This window comes from Streptomyces sp. NBC_01433 (genome assembly GCF_026340105.1).
In the GTDB taxonomy this organism is placed as follows: Bacteria; Actinomycetota; Actinomycetes; order Streptomycetales; family Streptomycetaceae; genus Streptomyces.
In genome coordinates, this window is sequence record NZ_JAPEPM010000002.1 from 1,839,431 (window position 1) to 1,855,999 (window position 16,569).

Consider the following 16,569-nt stretch of genomic DNA (forward strand, 5'->3'; position numbering starts at 1 on the left):
TACCACCCACACAGCCCGTACCACCCGCACCGCCCGTACCACCCACACAGCCCGTACCACCCGCACAGCCCGTACCACCCCGCGGTGGTGCGGCGGCACCGGAGCGCTGGGGCGGGGAACCTCAAATCGACCTCTGAACGTCCCTGTGTTCGGATTCACCACCGCCTGCCGGGGCCATCACCCCTGCACGGGATGGACAAGGGGGACACCATGAGACTGGGAATCGGTATCGGCTGGCGGCCTGAGATCGCCGACGCCGTGGAGGCGCTGCCGGGCATCGACTGGGTCGAGGCGGTGGCGGAGAACATCTGCGCCGACCATCTGCCCGACTCCCTGGTACGGCTGCGGGAGCGCGGCGTCACCGTCGTGCCGCACGGCGTCTCGCTGGGCCTGGGGGGCGCCGACCGCCCGGACGCGGGGCGGCTCGCGGACCTTGCCGCGCGGGCGGAGCTGCTCGGTACGCCGCTGGTGACGGAGCACATCGCGTTCGTACGGGCCGGGGGGCCGCTCACCGCGTCGCCGAGGCTGGAGGCGGGCCATCTGCTGCCGGTGCCGCGGACCTGGGACGCGTTGGAGGTGCTGTGCGAGAACGTGCGGATCGCCCAGGACTCGCTGCCCGTGCCGCTGGCCCTGGAGAACATCGCGGCGCTGATCTCCTGGCCGGGCGAGGAACTGACGGAGGGGCAGTTCCTGGCGGAGCTGGTCGAGCGCACCGGGGTACGGCTGCTGATCGATGTGGCCAATCTGCACACCAACCGCGTCAACCGCGGCGAGGACCCCGCGAAGGCGCTCGACGAGCTGCCGGTGGAGGCCATCGCGTACGTACACGTGGCGGGTGGCGTCGAGAAGGACGGCGTCTGGCACGACACGCACGCCCATCCCGTGACGCGGCCCGTCCTGGACGTACTGACCGAGCTGCGCTCACGGGTCGACCCGCCCGGTGTGCTGCTGGAGCGTGATGACGACTTCCCGCCCGCGACGCAGCTGGCGGACGAGCTGACCACGATCCGCGCCACCCTGAAGGCGGCAGCCGCGCCGGACACGGTGGCGTTGAAGACGGCGACGACAGCGACGACCGTGGACGTCCCGGCTGCCGCGAAGGATCCGGACGCCCCGTCGGCCCCTCGGCCGGTGGTGCGCGCCGTCTGTGCCCCGGCGGTCCGGGAACGCTCCGCCGTCGCCCAGACCGCGCTGCTCTCGGCACTCGTCGCGGGCACTCCCGCACCCGAGGGCTTCGACCAACGGCGCCTGGGCGTGCAGAGCCGGGCGCTGGCCGCCAAGCGGGCGGGGGTGGTCGCCAAGGTCGCGCCGGAGCTGCCGGAGATCCTCGGCGACGACTACCGGGACACCTACCTCGCGTACGCCATGACCCGGCCCATGTCCGCCGGATACCGCCGTGACGCCCTCGACTTCGCGGAGCAGCTGCTGATCGCGGGCCGGCCGGCGGACGCGGCGGCCAGGCGGCGGCTGACCCACTGGTGGCAGGACCGGGCGGCCCCTCGCCCGCCGCGTCGTACGACCCGTCTGGTCCGGGCGGCCCGTGCCGCCCTCGTGGGGAAGTGATCCGCCATGAACGCGTTGGCTCTGCTGCTGTCCCTCGCGGTGGCCGTCTCCTCGGTGCTGCTGCTCACGAAGACCGCGCGTGACCGCGTCCGCAGGCGCCCCACGGACTCGGATGTCTTCGTTCACGACCTGTACGAGGCGGCCTTCCTGAACGGCGGCCCGGCCAGGGTGGTGGACACCGCGCTGACCGCCCTGTACTCGGACGGACGCCTGATCATCGGCGGCCCCGGCATCGTCGCCGTACAGCGGCCGGAGGCCCGTGACCCGGTCGAGCGGGCCGTGCTCTCGTCGCTGGCCGACGCGCCGAGCGGGGCGCTGCACACACTGCGGGAAGCGGTGATGCGGCATCCGGCGGTGCAGGAGGTCGGGGACGGACTCGCCGCCCGTGGGCTGCTGGTCTCCCCCGGGGAGAGCCGGCCGCGCCGCCGCTGGGGGCTGATCCAGGGGCTGAGCTGCCTGGTGGCTCTTCCGGTCTCCCTGATCCTGACGTTCGTCCAGTACGCGACGCACGACGGCTACGCGGACATTCCGTTCCCGTTCATCGTCAAGATGCTGCCCGCGATCCTGATCGGCGGCCTGATCGGCCTGCTCGTAGCGTCGGCCACCCGTATCCGGATCACGAAGGCGGGGCTACGGGCCATACATGGCCACCGCTCCGCCCACGCCACCGTGCGGGACCCGGCCCATCTGGTGGCCACGCTGGGACTGGGCGCGCTGCCCGATCCCGTACTCCAGGGGCAGTTGATGGCGGCTGCTCGGTTCCGTACCGGCAACCGGCGGTCGGCGTCGTTCCGTACCGCTTCCGGTGCCGGTGCCTCGTCCCACTCCTCCGGCACCTCGGATGTCCTCGTTGCGACGGCGTGGTGTGCCGGTGCGAGCCCCAGCGGTGCGAGCTGCGGGGGCTCGACCGGGGGCGGCGGGCACAGCGGCGGTGGCGGAGGCTGCAGTTCGGGTTCGAGCTGCGGTTCCGGGTCCGGGTCCAGTTGCGGTTCCGGGTCCAGCTGCGGCAGCAGCAGCGGATCGAGTTGCGGCGGCAGCTCAGGCGGCTCCAGCTGCGGCAGCAGCTCCTGACCACCCGTCGGACAGGCACCCGTCCGCATACTGAACAGGGCATGGCGCCCGGCCGCCTGCCTCGCATAGAAATCCGGCATGCTCTGGGTCATGTTTCTGCTGGTCGCGTGGGGCGCGGCGGCGATCTCCTGTGTCCGGCTCTGTCTCGCCTCCGCCGCGGCCGCGCAGCCGCCGGCCGACGTCGCGCGGGAACCCGCACGTCATGAACTGAACCTGTACGAGACGGCGTTCCTGGCCGGCGGCCCGCACCGGGTCGCCGATCTGGCGCTGGTCTCCCTGCATCTGCGGCGACGGCTGCTGCTCGCCCACACCGGCTGGGCGACCGTCGTCGATCCGGAGGGCCTGGACGAGGTCGAGCGGACCGTGATCCGTGCCATCGGCCCGGAGGGGCAGTCCCGGATAGCGCCGATACGGGCCGCGGCGGCCGCAGCCGACGCCGTACGTACGCTGGCCGACCGGCTGGTCGCCGCGGGCCTGGCCGTGCCGCCCGGAACCCGTACGGGCATCGCGTCGGCGGTGCGGGCGGTGCGCGGTTCGGCGGTGCTCGTGGTGGCGATGGGCGCCGCCGCCGTACTGATCCCGGGCCGGGAGCCGGGGTACGGCGGTCCGGTGCTGGCCTGGTTCGGGCTGCCGCTCGTACTGACCCTGGGCTGTCTCGCCATCGCCAGGATCGAGAACCATCCGTACAGCCCGTGGGCCTCCCCCACCGGGCAGCGGTGGCTGGACTCGCTGCCCGCCCCGGTGCGGGGCGCGGATCGCGAACTGCTGGCCGCGGTGGCGGTACGCGGCGTCCGTGCCGTGCGGGACCCGGCGCTGCGGGCGGCTCTGACGGGCCGCCCGATGAACGCCTGAGCCCCGCCCGGTCACTGCTCGACGGCGGCGGCTGTTCGCCGCCTCGCCGGTCCGGGCTCGCCGCAGGCAGAAAACCTGCGGCGAACCCGGAGCCGAACCCGGTGTCGCTGGAACGGCGGGCGGCACACGCGGTGCCGGTGCCCGTCGCCTGATCTTCCGGGTTGGGGTGGTCGGGAAACGCTGGCTATGCGAGCCCGGCCACCAGGTCTGCGATGGACTTCCTGCGCCCCGTGTAGAACGGCACCTCTTCGCGGACGTGCAGCCGCGCCTCGGAGGCCCGCAGGTGACGCATCAGGTCGACGATGCGGTACAGCTCGTCGGCCTCGAAGGCGAGGACCCACTCGTAGTCGCCGAGCGAGAAGGAGGCGACGGTGTTGGCGCGGACGTCGGGGTAGCCGCGGGCCATCTTGCCGTGGTCCGCGAGCATGCGACGGCGGTCCTCGTCCGGCAGCAGGTACCAGTCGTAGGAGCGCACGAAGGGATAGACGCTGATGTAGTCGCGCGGCGTCTCGTCGGCCAGGAACGCCGGAACGTGCGACTTGTTGAATTCGGCGGGGCGGTGCAGCGCCATGTTCGACCAGACCGGCTCCACCGCGCGGCCCAGCTTGGTGCGCCGGAAGAGGTTGTACGCCTCCTGGAGCTCATCGGCGGTCTCGGCGTGCCACCAGATCATGAGGTCGGCGTCGGCCCGCAGACCGGACACGTCGTACGTGCCCCGCACGGTGATGTCCTTGGCCCCCAGCTGGTCGAACAGCTCCTGGACCTCCTCGGCGTAGCCCGCGCGGTCCAGGGGCAGCACGTCGCGCAGCTTGAAGACGGACCACAGCGTGTAGCGGATGACCTCGTTGAGGTCCTTGGCCTTCTTGCCGGCGTTCGGACCCTTGCTTGATGTCGCAGTCTCAGGAGCACTCATACGGCTATTGTCCCGCCTCGCTCCGAGTGCCCCGAACCAGGGTCGACGTGGCGATGATCTCTCCCGTGATCGCCCCGGCGTCCTCTCCCGCGCTCCCGTCCGTGACCGTTCCCGTGACCGCCGCTGTGCCCTCTCCCGCGCCTTCTCCCGTCAGGTCGTGGGCGAGCTCGGCCGCGGCCCGGTGCGCGCTCGCGACGCAGGCGGGGATGCCGACTCCGTCGTACACCGCCCCGCAGACCCGCAGCCCCGGCAGCTTCGCGACCTCGTCGCGGATGCGGGCGACCCGGTCGAGATGGCCGACCGGGTACTGCGGAAGGCCGCCGATCCACCGGGTGACCTCGGTGTCGACGGGCTTCGCGGCCAGTCCGGTCGCCTCGGCGAGGTCGCGCAGCGACACATCGACCAGTTCGTCGTCCTCACGGTGCAGATGGTCCTCCTCGCCGTAACGGCCGACGGAGGTACGCAGGACGAAGAGGCCGGGCGCCGCGTCGGCCACCCACTGCCACTTGTTGCTGGAGAAGGTGGACGCCTTGATCGTGCGGCCGTCGACCGGCGGGACGAGGAAGCCCGAGCGCCCGTGCAGCGCGCCGGTCGCCTCGGTGTCGAAGCGCCGGAACGCCAGGGTGACCAGGGCCATCGACGCGTACTCGACTCCGGCCAGTTCGGCGGAGGCGGCCGGGGACTCGGCGGCCAGGAGCGTGGAGGCGGACCAGGCGGGGGTGGCCAGGACGATGCCGTCGGCGGTGATCACCCGGGTGTCGGTGCGGACGTTCCAGCCCTCGTCGGTACGGGTCAGCCCGAGGACCGGGGTCGCGGTGAGGATCTCGCCGCCCCCGGCACGTACGGCTGCGGCGACGGCGTCCGGAAGGGTGCCGACGCCGCCGTCGATGCCCTGGAAGACGGGTCCGGTCCGCTGCCGGGCGGCGGCCCGCTCCTGGACGCGCCGCACCCCGTCGAGCAGGGACCCGCCCTCCTTCACCACCTCGAAGAGCTGCGGTACGGCGGCCCTCATCGAGATCCGGTAGGCGTCACCCGCGTACACCCCGCCGAGCAGCGGTTCCACGAGCCGGTCCACGACCTCGCGGCCGAGCCGGTCGGCGACATAGCTGCCGACCGCGACATCGTCGCCGACGGCGGTCGGGGTGAGGTCGCGCTCCTGGGCGATCCTGGCGAGGCCCTCCGGGGAGAGCACCCCGCTGAGCGCCGCCGGGTCGCCCGGCACGCCCATGACATGGCCCTTGGGCATCGGCCGCAGCGCGCCGCGCGTCCATACCGAGGCGGTGGCGGTGGCGGGCGGCTGGAGACGGTCACCGAGGCCGACGGCACGGGCCAGGCCGACCGCCTCGGGGCGCCGCGCGAGCATCGACTCAGCGCCGAGATCGACCCGGGTGCCCGCGATCTCCCCGGTCATGAGTTTGCCGCCGACCCGCTCCGTCGCCTCCAGGAGCGTGACCCGCAGTCCGGCCAGGACCAGCCGGTGGGCGGCGGCCAGACCGGCGATGCCACCGCCGATGACGACGACATGGCCCGTACGCGTGTTCACGCGCTGATGAGAACGCTGCATGGGTCCACTCTCTCAAACCCGTACCGAGTCATGACCGTGACCACTTCGAAACCGCTGACAGGCAACCCGCGCAGGGGGTCCGTACGTCGAACCGGCACCATCAACCATCGTCCTGGGGGGACCAGTTATGAAAACCGCGAGAAACACCTCTCGTACGGGCACGCGCCGTTCCCGCGCGGTCCTCGCCACCGGGGCGCTCGTCGCCCTGCTCGCCGTAGGCGGCTGCGGCGCCGCGGGCGACGACAGCTCCTCCGGCACCAGCGCGGCGGGAAAGCGGGCACCGGACACGGCCGGAGGCGATGCGGCCGCGTACGGCGCGAAGTCCGCGGACGGCGTCAAGCCCGCCGAGGGCGCCTCCGCCGCACCGAAGGCGGGGGCCGCCGCCACCCATGTCATCCGCACGGCCACCCTGTCCGTCGAGGTGAAGAGCGTCCCGAAGGCCGTCGCGGCGGCCCGCGGCACCACGGAGGACAGTGGCGGCCTGGTGGCGAACGAGAGCACCGAGCGGGTCGACGACACCCACGAGGTCTCGCACCTCGTGCTGCGCGTCCCGCAGGACCAGTACCAGGCGGTACTGCGGAAGCTCGCGGGGTCCGGGAAGCTGCTGTCCCGCTCGTCGAACGCGAAGGACGTCACCGACGAGGTGGTCGACGTGGAGAGCCGGATCGCCACCCAGCGGGCGAGCGTGGCGCGGGTCCGGGTGCTGATGGACAAGGCCGAGAAGCTCAGCGACGTGGTGACGCTGGAAGGCGAGCTGAGCACGCGTCAGGCTTCGCTGGAGTCGTTGCTCGCCCAGCAGGCGAGCCTGAAGGACCGCACCTCGCTGGCGACGATCACCCTGGACCTCACCGAGCCGGAGGGGGCGGCCGAGGAGGCGGAGGACGACGGGCCGGGGTTCCTGGACGCGCTGGGCGGCGGCTGGGACGCGTTCGTGACGACGCTCCGGTGGATCGCGATGGCGCTCGGCGCGGCGGCCCCGTTCCTGGCCGTCGTCGCGGTGCTGGCGGTGGTCCGGCGGCGGCTGCACGGCCGCCGGTCCCGCCGCGGCGCGGCCCTGGACCGGGCTGAGCCCGCACCGGCCACGACACCGGACACGGAGACCGCGCCGACCCCCTGAGCGCCGTAGCGTGGGCCCCCGGAAACGGTGAAGGGACCCGGCATGACAGCGACGCGACTAGTGGTCATCGGCGGCGACGCGGCGGGCATGTCCGCCGCGTCGCAGGCCCGCAGGCTCAAGGGGCCGGACGAACTGAGCATCGTCGCCTTCGAGCGCGGCCACTTCACCTCGTACTCCGCCTGCGGCATCCCGTACTGGGTCGGCGGCGACGTGGAGCGGCGCGACGACCTGATCGCCCGCACGCCCGAGGAACACCGGGAACGCGCCATCGATCTGCGGACGCGCACCGAGGTGACGGAGATCGACGTCGCCGGGCGGCGGGTGCGGGCGGTGGACCGGGAGAGCGGCGAGACGTACTGGACGGGCTTCGACAAGCTGGTGATCGCCACCGGGGCCCGGCCGGTGCGCCCGGCGCTGCCCGGCATGGACGCGGCCGGAGTCCACGGGGTGCAGACCCTGGACGACGGCCAGGCGCTCCTGGACTCCCTGGACCGGGCCACCGGGCGGCGCGCGGTCGTCGTGGGCGCGGGGTACATCGGCGTCGAGATGGCGGAGGCGATGCTGAAGCGCGGCTTCGAGGTGACGGTGCTCAACCGGGGCGAGCAGCCGATGGCGACGCTCGATCCGGACATGGGCGCGCTCGTCCATGACGCGATGGACGGACTGGGCATCACGACGGTCAACGGGGCGGCGGTCACCAAGATCCTCACGGGTCCGGACGGCCGGGTGAGCGCGGTGGCGACGGACGCGGGGACCTACCCGGCGGATGTGGTGGTGCTCGGCATCGGTGTCGCGCCGGAGACCGCGCTGGCCGGGGCCGCGGGCCTGCCGCTCGGCCCGCACGGCGGTCTGCTGACGGATCTGTCGATGCGGGTCGTGGGCCACGACAACATCTGGGCGGGCGGCGACTGCGTGGAGGTCCTGGACCTGGTGGCGGGCCGCACCCGTCATATCGCGCTGGGCACCCATGCCAACAAGCACGGTCAGATCATCGGGTCCAACGTCGGCGGCGGCTACGGAACGTTTCCGGGCGTGGTCGGTACGGCGGTGAGCAAGGTCTGCGATCTGGAGATCGCCAGGACCGGGCTGCGCGAGAAGGACGCGAGGGCGGTGGGCCTGCGGTACGTCACGGCGACGATCGAGTCGACGGGCCGGGCGGGCTACTACCCGGGGGCGCGGCCGATGACGGTGAAGATGCTCGCGGAGTACCGCACGGGACGGCTGCTCGGCGTGCAGATCGTGGGCCGGGACGGGGCGGCCAAGCGTGTGGACATCGCGGCGGTGGCGCTGACGGCCGGTATGACGGTCGATCAGATGACGGCGCTCGACCTGGGGTACGCCCCGCCGTTCTCCCCGGTCTGGGACCCGATCCTGGTGGCCGCCCGCAAGGCGAGCGCGGCGGTGCGCGCGGCGGGAACCGCCTGAGCGACGCGGGACGGGCGGGGCCCGGCGTGACGCACTTACAACGTCCGCCGGGCCCCGCCCGCGCGACGAAGGGGCGCCCAGGGGCCTTCCCGAGGGTCCGAGGGCGCCGGGGAAGGCCCTACCGGGCGGTCTGCGTGTGTACGTACTCCACGAGCCGGGTCAGCGCGTCGGGGTCCATCGACGGCATCACACCGTGGCCCAGGTTGAAGATGTGGCCCTCCAGGCCCGCGGCCGCGTCGAGCACCTCGCGGGTCTTCTCCTCCACCGCGGGGGTCGGCGCGAACAGCACCGCCGGGTCGAGGTTGCCCTGGAGCGCCTTGCCCGGACCGACACGGCGTGCGGCCTCGTCCAGCGGGACCCGCCAGTCGACGCCGACGACATCCGCGCCCGCCTCGCCCATCAGGCCGAGCAGTTCGCCGGTGCCGACGCCGAAGTGGATGCGCGGGACACCGTGCGGGGCGATCGCGTCGAAGACCTTCGCCGAGGCGGGCAGCACCGAGCGGCGGTAGTCGGCGGGGGCCAGGGCGCCCACCCAGGAGTCGAAGAGCTGGACCGCCGAGGCACCCGCGCGGATCTGGACCTCCAGGAAGGCGCCGGTGATCTCCGCGAGCCGGTCGAGCAGATCGGCCCAGAGCTGCGGGTCGCCGTACATCATGGCCTTGGTGCGCTCGTGGTTGCGGGACGGGCCGCCCTCGACCAGATAGCTGGCGAGCGTGAACGGCGCCCCGGCGAAGCCGATGAGCGGGGTGGCACCCAGCTCGGCGGTGAGCATCCCGATGGCCTCGGTGACGTACGGGACGTCCTCGGGGGTGAGGTCGCGCAGCCGGGCGAGATCGGCGCGGGTGCGGATCGGCTCGGCGATGACCGGGCCGACGCCGGGCTTGATGTCGAGGTCGATCCCGATGGCCTTGAGCGGGACGACGATGTCGCTGAAGTAGATCGCGGCGTCGACCTTGTGGCGCCGCACGGGCTGCAGCGTGATCTCGGTGACCAGCTCCGGCATCATGCAGGAGTCGAGCATCGCGATGCCCTCACGGACCTTCAGGTACTCGGGCAGCGAGCGGCCCGCCTGACGCATGAACCAGACCGGGGTGTGCGGCACGGGCTCGCGTCGGCATGCCTTGAGGAACGCCGACCCATGGGTGGCGGAGGTCTTCGTCTGCTGGCCCGAAGGGCGGTCGTTGGCACTCACACACAGAATCTTCGCACGCACGCGGAAGGAGCCCGGCCCCGCACGGGTGTCCCTCCCTGCGCCGGGCTCCGGTTCCGCCTACTCTTCCCGGCATGGCTCCGGCTCAGGGACAGTTCTCCGATCAATCCGATGGCGCTGACAGCAAGGACAGTGCGGACGGTAGTTCCGTCCCGCCCGCGTTCCGGTCGGCGGTCGACGCACTGCGCTCCGCGCGGCTCCGCCCGGAGCTGGAGGTGGAGCCGACCCGGCCGCCCCAGCGGCTGGCCCCGCACGCGTACGCGCTGGAGGCGGCGGTCGTCGACGGCGAGGACGATCTCGCCGACGGCCGTCTGGTGCTGCTGCACGATCCGTCGGGGCACGACGCCTGGCAGGGCACGTTCCGGCTGGTGACGCTCGTGCGGGCGGAGCTGGAGCCGGAGATGGCGGCCGATCCGCTGCTGCCCGAGGTGTGCTGGTCCTGGCTGACGGGTGCGCTGGAGGCGCGCGGCCTGTCGTACGGCGAGGCGGGCGGAACCGTGACGCGCGCCGGATCGCACTACTTCGGTGCGCTGGCCACGCGCCGTCCCGCGACGCAGATCGAGATCAGGGCGTCGTGGACACCGCGCGAAGGCCGGGGCGGAGTGCCGGACGCGGGGTCACACCTGATGGCGTGGGGCGATCTGCTGTGTCAGATCGCGGGTCTGCCGCCCTCGGGTCCGGCGGACGCGGCGGTGGTGACACTGCCGCAGCGCCGCGGACCCCAGATTCCGTGACGCTCTGTCACATGAGTTCGTTCATTTACCGACTCTCTTTTCGTACAATCGATCGCATGTCCTATTTGCCCGAATTGTTACTCACCAAATCGTGATCTTCCTCTAAAGGAGGACGGGTCTGCTGCCGAAGAGGTCAATGACCCTTCAAGCACGGTTCGCCCCGGCTTCATCCCCGAGCCGGCCCGTCCCGCCACTCCCCAGGAGGCCTGGTGTCCGTTCTCCTCGAGCAGCCCGCAAGCCTGGTCGCCTACCGCCCGAACAAGCCGACGGCCATGGTCGTCGTGGCCGACCCGCGCGTCCGTTCCACCGTCACCCGCCATCTGTGGGCACTCGGAGTACGTGACGTCATCGAGGCGTCGTCCATCGCGGAGGCACGCCCCCGCGTCGGCAACCCGCGCGACATCTGTGTTGCCGACGTCCACCTGCCCGACGGTTCCGGGCTGACCCTGCTCTCCGAGACCCGGGCCGCAGGCTGGCCCAACGGTCTCGCCCTCTCCGCCGCCGATGACATCGGCGCCGTTCGCAACGCCCTCGCGGGCGGCGTGAAGGGCTACGTCGTCACCGGTACGCGCACCAACATCGGCCACCCCACCCGCCCCGGCGTCGCACCGATCGGCGCCAATGCCGCCCGTATGCACCGCCGGCCCCCCGGTTCCCCGAGCCACCCGGGCGGCTACCGCGAACTGTCCGGCCGTGAGGTGGAGGTGCTCCGCCTGGTCGCCGAAGGCCAGTCCAACAAGGCCATCGGCGTCTCGATGGGTCTCTCCGCCCTCACCGTCAAATCCCACCTCGCCCGCATCGCCCGCAAGCTCGGCACCGGAGACCGCGCAGGAATGGTCGCCGTCGCCCTGCGGACGGGCATCATCCACTGACCCCTCGCCCGCCGGGACGTGCACAGATGCGCCCTCGGCTGGAATACGTGCATCGGCGCCCGTCGACGGAAGGTTCCGTCGACGGGCGCCGTGCATACACAGATACCCTTGACAGGTGACCGACGCCCAAGAGACCGCAGCAGACACTTCACTGCGAACCACCGGGGGCGCCCCCCCGGACGACGTCGCCCCGGCGCCGATCCCCTTGCTCGAACCGCGCGAGGGCATCCCCCCGGTGGTGGCGTCCGACGACGCCCTCGCCGAGGTGGTCGCGGCCTTCGCCGCGGGCACCGGCCCCGTGGCCGTCGATGCCGAGCGCGCCTCCGGCTACCGCTACGGCCAGCGCGCCTACCTCGTCCAGCTGCGCCGGGCGGGCGCGGGCAGTGCGCTGATCGACCCGGTCGGCTGTCCGGACCTGACGGCCCTGGGCGACGCCCTGACCGGCAGCGAGTGGATCCTGCACGCCGCCACCCAGGACCTGCCCTGTCTGCGCGAAATAGGCATGATCCCCACCGGGCTCTTCGACACGGAGCTCGCCGGACGGCTCGCGGGCTTCCCGCGTGTGGGCCTCGGCGCGATGGTCGAGAGCGTGCTGGGTTTCGCGCTGGAGAAGGGCCACTCCGCGGTCGACTGGTCCACCCGCCCGCTGCCCGACCCCTGGCTGCGCTACGCCGCCCTCGACGTCGAGCTGCTGATCGACCTGCGTGACGCCCTGGAGGAGGAGCTGGACCGCCAGGGCAAGCTGGAGTGGGCCCGGGAGGAGTTCGACGCGATCGCCTCGGCGCCGCCCGCTCCCCCGCGCAAGGACCCCTGGCGCCGCACGTCGGGCATGCACAAGGTCCGCCGCCGCCGTCAGATGGCGGTCGTACGGGAGCTGTGGAACACCCGCGACCAGGTCGCCCAGCGCCGTGACATCTCACCCGGCAAGGTGCTCGGCGACGGTGCGATCGTCGAAGCGGCCCTGGCGCTTCCGGCCACCCTGCAGGCCCTGACCGCACTGCCCGGATTCGGCCACCGCATGGGCCGTCGGCAGCTGGAGCAGTGGCAGGCGGCCGTGGACCGGGCCAAGGCCCTGCCGGACGCCGAGCTGCCGCAGCCCGGCCAGCAGGTGGCCGGGCCGCCGCCGCCGCGCTCCTGGGTGGACAAGGACCCGGAGGCCGCAGCCCGGCTCTCGGCGGCGCGTGCCGCGGTGTCGGAGCTGGCGGAGCGGCTGCACATGCCCCAGGAGAATCTGATCACCCCGGACACCGTGCGCCGGGTGTGCTGGGAGCCGCCCAAGAGCCACACCCCGGGCGCCGTCGAGGACGCGCTCGCCGGGTACGGGGCGCGGCACTGGCAGATCGAGCAGGTGGGACCGATCCTGCTCCGGGCGCTGGACGCCACCGTCTGACCCCCGCGCCCGAACCTTTCTCCACAGCACCCCCGGCCCCCGGCCGGGGGTGCTGTGTTCGGTGGCCGCGGAGGGCTCTTCCGGAGGCCGGTTTCCGGGCGGGTCGGCCCCGCGGGGGCACGGCTTCCCGGGGCGCGGTTGTCGTCCGGGCGCCGCGGACCACGGATCCGCGGCCGGAACGCTCATCCCGGAGGGTCGAATTCACGCCAGGTTGCACGCGCTCCCGCCGTCCGCCGAACGGGGCTCCGGCGCCCGTGTGCCGTCCGCCCGACCGGTGTGACCTTCGACGCTCCGGCCCCGGGGGGTGGGCAGTCTGGTTACCCGCAAGTAGCATGAGGGCAGGCGGCGCGCTTGTGGGCGCGCCCCGCAGCAGTGCCACCCCGCACCCTGGAGGAGAGCCATCGTGCCTCGTACCATCCGGGATGTCGTCTTCGTCGACGGCGTCCGCACCCCGTTCGGCAAAGCGGGCCCGAAGGGCATCTACCACGAGACCCGCGCCGATGATCTCGTCGTGAAGGCCATCCGGGAGCTGCTGCGCCGCAACCCGGATCTGGACCCCGCCAAGATCGACGAGGTCGCCATCGCCGCGACCACCCAGATCGGCGACCAGGGCCTGACGCTGGGCCGGACCGCCGGAATCCTGGCCGGTCTGCCGACGTCCGTCCCCGGCTACTCGATCGACCGCATGTGCGCGGGCGCCCTGACCGCCGTCACCTCGACGGCCGGCTCCATCGCCTTCGGCGCGTACGACGTCGTCGTCGCCGGTGGTGTCGAGCACATGGGCCGCCACCCGATGGGTGAGGGCGTGGACCCGAACCCGCGCTTCGTATCGGAGAAGCTGGTCGACGAGTCCGCCCTGTTCATGGGCATGACCGCGGAGAACCTGCACGACCGGTACCCCACGATCACCAAGCAGCGCGCCGACGAGTACGCGGTGCGTTCGCAGGAGAAGGCCGCCAAGGCGTACGCCAACGGCAAGATCCAGCAGGACCTGGTACCGGTCTCCGTGCGCCGCACGAACGCCGAGGCGGGCGAGACGGGCTGGGGCCTGGTCACCGCCGACGAGCCGATGCGTCCGGGCACCACGATGGAGTCCCTGGCCGGTCTGAAGACCCCGTTCCGCGCCCACGGCCGCGTGACGGCCGGTAACGCCGCGGGGCTCAACGACGGCGCCACCGCCTCGCTGCTCGCCGCCGAGGACGTCGCCCGCGAGCTGGGCCTCCCGGTGAAGATGCGCCTCGTGTCGTACGCCTTCGCGGGCGTCGAGCCGGAGGTCATGGGCTACGGCCCGATCCCGGCGACCGAGAAGGCGCTGGCCAAGGCCGGTCTGTCGATCGACGACATCGGCCTGTTCGAGATCAACGAGGCGTTCGCCGTGCAGGTGCTCGCCTTCCTGGAGCACTACGGCATCGCCGACGACGACGCGCGCGTCAACCAGTACGGCGGCGCCATCGCCTACGGTCACCCGCTCGCCTCCTCGGGTGTGCGTCTGATGACGCAGCTGGCCCGCCAGTTCGAGGAGCAGCCGGAGGTCCGCTACGGCGTGACCACCATGTGCGTCGGCTTCGGCATGGGCGCCACGGTCGTCTGGGAGAACCCCCACTTCGAGAACGCAGCCGGAGGCAGCAAGTGAGCTCCACCACTGAGCTTCTGAAGGGTGCGGCCCAGCTGTTCCCCGGTGAAGTCGTCACGCAGGCGCACGTACGCCACCTCGACCTCCCCGCGGGTGCGGGCAGGTTCGCGCTGATCACCCTGGACAACGGCCTGGACCACACCAAGCCGACCACCTTCGGACCGCAGTCGCTGGCGAACCTGGACGCCGCCGTCGACCAGGTCGAGAAGGAGGCCGCCGAGGGCACGATCACCGGTATCGGCATCACCGGCAAGCCGTTCATCTTCGCCGTCGGCGCCGACCTCAAGGGGGTCGAGCTGCTGGGCCGTCACGAGGACGCGCTGGCCATCGGCAAGGGCGGCCACGACGTCTTCCGCCGGCTCTCCTCCCTCGCGGTCCCGACGTTCGCGTACTACAACGGCGCGGCGATGGGCGGCGGTGTCGAGGTCGGTCTGCACTGCTCGTACCGCACGGTCTCCAAGGCGCTCCCGGCCTTCTCGCTGCCCGAGGTCTTCCTCGGTCTGGTGCCGGGCTGGGGCGGCTGCGCGCTGCTGCCGAACCTGATCGGTGCCGACCGTGCGGTCTCGGTGATCATCGAGAACTCGCTGAACCAGAACCGTCAGCTCAAGGGCAAGCAGGTCTTCGAACTGGGGATCGCGGACGCGCTCTTCGAGGGTGCGGACTTCCTGGAGCAGTCGCTGATCTGGACCGCCGACGTGCTCAACGGCACGGTCACGGTGGAGCGCCCCGACGTCGACCGCGGGGACGCCTGGGACCGGGCCGTGGCCCGTGGCAGGGCGATCGCCGACTCCAAGGTGCACGGCGCCGCCCCGGCCGCGTACCGCGCGCTGGAGATCATCGCCGCGGCCAAGGACGGCGACCTGGGCGCCGGTTTCGACGCCGAGGACCAGGCCCTCGCGGACCTGATCATGGGCGGCGAGCTGCGCTCCGGGATCTACGCCTTCAACCTGGTCCAGAAGCGCGCCAAGCGCCCGGCCGGTGCTCCGGACAAGTCGCTGGCCCGCCCGGTCACCAAGGTCGGCGTCGTGGGAGCGGGCCTGATGGCCTCGCAGCTCGCCCTGCTGTTCCTGCGCCGCCTGGAGGTCCCGGTCGTCCTCACGGACATCGACCAGGCGCGCGTCGACAAGGGTGTGGGCTATGTCCACGCCGAGATCGACAAGCTGCTCGGCAAGGGCCGCGTCAACCAGGACAAGGCCAACCGCTACAAGGGCCTGGTCTCCGGTGTGCTGGACAAGGCCGAGGGCTTCTCCGACGCCGACTTCATCATCGAGGCCGTCTTCGAGGAGATCGGTGTCAAGCAGCAGGTGTTCGCGGAGGTCGAGGCGGTCGCCCCGGCGCACGCGATCCTCGCCACCAACACCTCCTCGCTGTCGGTGACGGAGATGGCGTCGAAGCTGAAGCACCCCGAGCGGGTCGTCGGCTTCCACTTCTTCAACCCGGTCGCGATCCTGCCGCTGCTGGAGATCGTCCGCGGTGAGCGGACCGACGACGCGGCGCTGGCCACGGCGTTCGGTGTGGCCCGCAAGCTGAAGAAGACCGCGGTCCTGGTGAAGGACGCCCCGGCGTTCGTCGTCAACCGCATCCTCACCCGCTTCATGGGCGAGATCCAGAACGTCATCGACGAGGGCACCCCGGTCGAGGTCGCCGAGAAGGCCGTCGAGCCGCTCGGCCTGCCGATGTCCCCGCTGGTGCTCCTGGAGCTGGTCGGCCCGGCCATCGGCCTGCATGTCTCCGAGACCCTGAACCGCGCCTTCCCGGAGCGCTTCACGGTCTCCGGGAACCTGGCCGCCGTGGTCAAGGCGGGCAAGCGGGGCTTCTACGTGTACGACTCCGGAAAGCCGGAGCTGGACCCGGAGGTCGCCGCCCTCCTGAAGCAGGGCGATGTCGTCCTGTCCGAGGAGCAGACCCGCGACCGCGTCCTGGACGCGGTGGCGCAGGAGATCGGCCTGATGCTGGACGAGGGCGTCGTCGCCGAGGCCCAGGACATCGACCTCTGCCTGATCACCGGCGCGGGCTGGCCCTTCCACCTGGGCGGCATCACGCCGTACCTGGACCGGGCGGGCGTCTCGGAGCGGGTGAACGGCAAGAAGTTCCTGGCACCGGGCGTGGCGAGCGTCCCGGCGTAACACCTGGGGAACGGGCAGGGCGGGCCGCACGGGAGGGATCCGGTGCGGCCCGCTCGCGTCTCCCCCGCCGTTCACCTCACCGGGCTTCCGTCTCCTCGG

General features: G+C 72.2%; 13 protein-coding genes. 10 read left to right on the top strand and 3 right to left on the bottom strand.

The window, feature by feature from the left end:
- The first annotated feature begins 210 nt into the window (after positions 1 to 210).
- The 3 genes from OG413_RS35645 to OG413_RS35655 all read left to right on the top strand — a co-directional run bounded on the left by OG413_RS35645 (position 211) and on the right by OG413_RS35655 (position 3,486).
- Complete coding sequence (locus tag OG413_RS35645) at positions 211 to 1,563, top strand: DUF692 domain-containing protein (RefSeq protein ID WP_266812749.1); 1,353 nt, start codon at positions 211 to 213, stop codon at positions 1,561 to 1,563.
- Positions 1,564 to 1,569: 6 nt separating this feature from the next.
- Positions 1,570 to 2,634, top strand: coding sequence for a TIGR04222 domain-containing membrane protein (locus OG413_RS35650; RefSeq protein WP_266812751.1), 1,065 nt, complete (start codon positions 1,570 to 1,572; stop codon positions 2,632 to 2,634).
- A 78-nt stretch (positions 2,635 to 2,712) separates the two neighbouring features.
- The gene (locus OG413_RS35655; protein WP_266812752.1) at positions 2,713 to 3,486 is read left to right on the top strand and encodes a TIGR04222 domain-containing membrane protein; all 774 of its coding nucleotides are present in this window, start codon (positions 2,713 to 2,715) and stop codon (positions 3,484 to 3,486) included.
- A gap of 184 nt (positions 3,487 to 3,670) precedes the next feature.
- Here the strand turns inward: OG413_RS35655 and hemQ are convergent, their stop codons facing one another.
- Both hemQ and hemG read right to left on the bottom strand, forming a co-directional pair.
- On the bottom strand, positions 3,671 to 4,399 hold the full coding sequence (gene hemQ / locus OG413_RS35660; RefSeq protein ID WP_266812753.1) for a hydrogen peroxide-dependent heme synthase: 729 nt from the start codon (positions 4,397 to 4,399) through the stop codon (positions 3,671 to 3,673).
- Between the two features lie 4 nt (positions 4,400 to 4,403).
- A complete protein-coding gene (gene hemG / locus OG413_RS35665) occupies positions 4,404 to 5,963 on the bottom strand; it encodes a protoporphyrinogen oxidase (protein ID WP_266812763.1) in 1,560 nt (519 codons plus the stop codon).
- A 127-nt stretch (positions 5,964 to 6,090) separates the two neighbouring features.
- Between hemG and OG413_RS35670 the strand changes: the two genes are divergently transcribed.
- Together OG413_RS35670 and OG413_RS35675 are read left to right on the top strand one after the other, a co-directional pair.
- Positions 6,091 to 7,080, top strand: a complete 990-nt coding sequence (locus OG413_RS35670) for a DUF4349 domain-containing protein (protein ID WP_266812764.1) — start codon at positions 6,091 to 6,093, stop codon at positions 7,078 to 7,080.
- 42 nt (positions 7,081 to 7,122) lie between these two features.
- On the top strand, positions 7,123 to 8,505 hold the full coding sequence (locus OG413_RS35675) for an FAD-dependent oxidoreductase (RefSeq protein WP_266812765.1): 1,383 nt from the start codon (positions 7,123 to 7,125) through the stop codon (positions 8,503 to 8,505).
- Between the two features lie 118 nt (positions 8,506 to 8,623).
- Here OG413_RS35675 and hemE read toward each other — a convergent pair whose 3' ends face one another.
- Positions 8,624 to 9,697: a uroporphyrinogen decarboxylase gene (gene hemE, locus OG413_RS35680; RefSeq protein WP_266812766.1), complete on the bottom strand. Its 1,074-nt coding sequence runs from the start codon at positions 9,695 to 9,697 to the stop codon at positions 8,624 to 8,626.
- A 92-nt stretch (positions 9,698 to 9,789) separates the two neighbouring features.
- Between hemE and OG413_RS35685 the strand changes: the two genes are divergently transcribed.
- From OG413_RS35685 to OG413_RS35705, 5 genes are all read left to right on the top strand, one after another.
- Positions 9,790 to 10,449, top strand: coding sequence for a DUF3000 domain-containing protein (locus OG413_RS35685; RefSeq protein WP_266812767.1), 660 nt, complete (start codon positions 9,790 to 9,792; stop codon positions 10,447 to 10,449).
- A 209-nt stretch (positions 10,450 to 10,658) separates the two neighbouring features.
- Positions 10,659 to 11,321: a response regulator transcription factor gene (locus OG413_RS35690; RefSeq protein WP_033300087.1), complete on the top strand. Its 663-nt coding sequence runs from the start codon at positions 10,659 to 10,661 to the stop codon at positions 11,319 to 11,321.
- Positions 11,322 to 11,436: 115 nt separating this feature from the next.
- Positions 11,437 to 12,711: a ribonuclease D gene (locus OG413_RS35695; protein ID WP_266812768.1), complete on the top strand. Its 1,275-nt coding sequence runs from the start codon at positions 11,437 to 11,439 to the stop codon at positions 12,709 to 12,711.
- Between the two features lie 403 nt (positions 12,712 to 13,114).
- Complete coding sequence (locus OG413_RS35700; RefSeq protein WP_266812769.1) at positions 13,115 to 14,344, top strand: acetyl-CoA C-acyltransferase; 1,230 nt, start codon at positions 13,115 to 13,117, stop codon at positions 14,342 to 14,344.
- The gene (locus OG413_RS35705) at positions 14,341 to 16,470 is read left to right on the top strand and encodes a 3-hydroxyacyl-CoA dehydrogenase NAD-binding domain-containing protein (protein WP_266812770.1); all 2,130 of its coding nucleotides are present in this window, start codon (positions 14,341 to 14,343) and stop codon (positions 16,468 to 16,470) included. The genes OG413_RS35700 and OG413_RS35705 overlap by 4 nt, the downstream gene beginning before the upstream one ends.
- The last annotated feature ends 99 nt before the right edge of the window (positions 16,471 to 16,569 follow it).

Excerpts from the sequence above, each read along its gene's own strand:
- OG413_RS35645 (WP_266812749.1), top strand. The coding sequence starts at position 211 with ATGAGACTGGGAATCGGTATCGGCTGGCGGCCTGAGATCGCCGACGCC.
- OG413_RS35650 (WP_266812751.1), top strand. The coding sequence starts at position 1,570 with ATGAACGCGTTGGCTCTGCTGCTGTCCCTCGCGGTGGCCGTCTCCTCG.
- OG413_RS35655 (WP_266812752.1), top strand. The coding sequence starts at position 2,713 with ATGCTCTGGGTCATGTTTCTGCTGGTCGCGTGGGGCGCGGCGGCGATC.
- hemQ (WP_266812753.1), bottom strand. The coding sequence starts at position 4,399 with ATGAGTGCTCCTGAGACTGCGACATCAAGCAAGGGTCCGAACGCCGGC.
- hemG (WP_266812763.1), bottom strand. The coding sequence starts at position 5,963 with ATGCAGCGTTCTCATCAGCGCGTGAACACGCGTACGGGCCATGTCGTC.
- OG413_RS35670 (WP_266812764.1), top strand. The coding sequence starts at position 6,091 with ATGAAAACCGCGAGAAACACCTCTCGTACGGGCACGCGCCGTTCCCGC.
- OG413_RS35675 (WP_266812765.1), top strand. The coding sequence starts at position 7,123 with ATGACAGCGACGCGACTAGTGGTCATCGGCGGCGACGCGGCGGGCATG.
- OG413_RS35685 (WP_266812767.1), top strand. The coding sequence starts at position 9,790 with ATGGCTCCGGCTCAGGGACAGTTCTCCGATCAATCCGATGGCGCTGAC.